The sequence below is a fragment of the Roseicyclus sp. genome (genome assembly GCF_052168335.1).
In the GTDB taxonomy this organism is placed as follows: domain Bacteria; phylum Pseudomonadota; class Alphaproteobacteria; order Rhodobacterales; family Rhodobacteraceae; genus Roseibacterium.
This window is the reverse complement of the sequence record NZ_JBQLZP010000259.1, coordinates 1-2,757: the sequence shown is the minus strand read 5'-3', so window position 1 is coordinate 2,757 and position 2,757 is coordinate 1. Positions and strand designations below refer to the sequence as shown.

2 protein-coding genes are annotated in these 2,757 nt (G+C 71.3%); both read left to right on the top strand.

Annotated elements, in window-relative coordinates; genetic code table 11:
• The coding region (locus ACTS11_RS07910; protein ID WP_442639782.1) for an FG-GAP repeat domain-containing protein at positions 1-639 on the top strand (639 nt) is incomplete at its 5' end.
• Between the two features lie 162 nt (positions 640-801).
• Complete coding sequence (aspS, locus tag ACTS11_RS07905; RefSeq protein ID WP_442639781.1) at positions 802-2,586, top strand: aspartate--tRNA ligase; 1,785 nt, start codon at positions 802-804, stop codon at positions 2,584-2,586.
• Positions 2,587-2,757 lie beyond the last annotated feature (171 nt).

The window sequence follows — 2,757 nt, the reverse complement described above, 5'->3', positions numbered from 1 at the left end:
TACGAGGACCCGACCACCCGCTACGCCCATGCCGTCCTCGGCGACGCCGTCGAGGCCGGAACCCTCGCCGTGGCCCTCGCGCCCGACTGCGCCACGCTCCGCGTCATACTGCCCGGGACGGAGGTCTTCGAGGACCTCGCCCCGCGCCTCGCCGACCTCGACGGCGACGGACGCGCCGAGATCATCGCCGTCCAGAGCCACCGCGACCTCGGCGCGCGCCTCGCCGTCTACGCCGTCGAGGGCGGCGCCCTAGTCCTCCACGCCGCGACGCCCAACATCGGGCAGCGCAACCGCTGGCTCGCGCCCCTCGGCGCCGCCGATCTCGACGGCGACGGCGCCATGGAAATCGCCTTCATCGACCGCCCCCACCTCGCCCGCACGCTCCGCGTCTGGCGCTACGAGGCGGGCCGCCTCACCGAGATCGCCGCCGCCACCGGCCTCACCAACCACCGCATCGGCGAGGACTTCCTCACCGGCGGCCTCCGCGACTGCGGCGCCGGCCCCGAGATGGTCGCCGCCGACGCCGCATGGACGCGCCTCGTCGCCATCCGCCTGACCCCGCAGGGCAGGCTCGAGCCCCGCGACCTCGGCCCCTTCTCGCACCCCGCCGCCCGCGCCGCGCTCGCCTGCGCGGACTGACCCCGCCCCTTCATCTTTCTCCAAATACGCCTGCCGGAGGCAGTCGCCCGTCCGGGGCTCGATGCCCCGGGCGGGCGAGCCCCCGGGGTTGACTTCGCCCCGCCCGCGCGTTCTATCGCCGCCACGCCCGAGACCGCGAAAATCCCGCAGAGGACCCCGCCCATGCACGCCTACCGCAGCCACACCTGTGCCGCCCTCACGAAGGACAATGTCGGCCAGACCGTCCGCCTCGCGGGATGGGTGCACCGGCGGCGCGACCATGGCGGCGTGGTCTTCATCGACCTGCGCGACCATTACGGCATCACGCAGGTCCTCTGCGACCCCGACAGCCCGGTCTTCGCCCAGGTCGAGAAGCTCCGCGCCGAGGTCTGCATCCGCATCGACGGCGAGGTCAAGGCGCGCGACCCCGAGCTGGTGAACCCGAGGATTCCGACGGGCGAGATCGAGGTCTTCATCCGCGACATGACCGTGCTCGGCGCCGTCGACGGCGACCTGCCGCTGCAGGTCTTCGGCGACCAGGACTACCCCGAGGAGACGCGGCTGCGCTACCGCTACCTCGACCTCCGCCGCCCGGCTATGCAGGAGAACATGACGCTCCGCTCCGATGTCGTGGCCTCGATCCGGCGGCGCATGTGGGACATCGGCTTCCGCGAGTACCAGACCCCGGTGATCACCGCCTCCTCGCCCGAGGGCGCGCGCGACTTCCTCGTGCCCTCGCGGCTGCATCCCGGCAGGTTCTACGCGCTGCCGCAGGCGCCGCAGCAGTTCAAGCAGCTCCTCATGGTCTCGGGCTTCGACCGCTACTTCCAGATCGCGCCCTGCTTCCGCGACGAGGACCCGCGGGCCGACCGCTCGCCGACCGATTTCTACCAGCTCGACATGGAGATGTCCTTCGTCGAGCAGGAGGACGTCTTCCGCACGATCGAGCCGGTGCTGAAGGGCCTCTTCCGGGAATTCGGCGGCGGCCGGACGGTCGACGAGGTCTGGCCGCGCATCTCCTACCGCGACGCCGCGCTCTGGTACGGCACCGACAAGCCGGACCTGCGCATCCCGGTGAAGATGCAGGTCGTCTCCGAGCATTTCGCGGGCTCCGGCTTCGCGATCTTCGCGAAGATCCTCGAGCACGAGGGAACGCAAGTCCGCGCCATCCCCGCGCCGGGCGGCGGGTCGCGCAAGTTCTGCGACCGGATGAATTCCTGGGCGCAGGGGCAGGGCCTGCCGGGGATGGGCTACATCTTCTGGCGCGAGGCCGAGGACGGCAGCGGCCTCGAGGCGGCGGGCCCGCTCGCCAAGAACATCGGCCCCGAGCGGACCGAGGCGATCCGCCGGCAGCTGCACCTCCACAAGGGCGACGCCGCCTTCTTCCTCGCCGGCAAGCCCGCCGAGTTCGAGGGCGTCGCGGGCCGCGCGCGGGTCGAGATCGGGCGCGAGCTCGGCCTCGTCGACGAGAGCCGCTTCGCCTTCGCCTGGATCGTCGACTTCCCGATGTACGAGAAGGACCCCGACACCGGCCGCATCGACTTCTCGCACAACCCCTTCTCCATGCCGCAGGGCGGGCTCGAGGCGCTCCAGGGCGACCCGCTCGAGGTGCTGGGCTACCAGTACGACCTCGCCTGCAACGGCTACGAGCTGGTCTCGGGCGCGATCCGCAACCACAAGCCCGAGATCATGTTCAAGGCCTTCGAGCTGGCCGGTTACGGCGAGGCGGAGGTGCGCAAGCGTTTCGGCGGCATGGTCAACGCCTTCCGCTACGGCGCGCCCCCGCATGGCGGCTGCGCGCCGGGCATCGACCGCATCGTGATGCTCCTGGCCGGCACCGCGAACATCCGCGAGGTCATCCTCTTCCCGATGAACCAGCGGGCCGAGGACCTGATGATGGGCGCCCCCTCCGAGCCGACGGCGGAACAGCTCATGGAGCTGGGCCTCCGGGTTGTCCCGAAGGACTGAGGCGGGATTTCTGTCAGCCCTGGGGCCTTCCCGGAGTGGATAACGCCCTGAAGCGTGGGAAAACGGAAAGGCCTTTCGGGGCTCCTCGCGCCCGCGCCCCTCAGATCGGCTGCGTCAGCGCCCCGATCCTGTCGCCGAGGAGCGAGCGCATCGCCACCCTCTCCGCGCCGC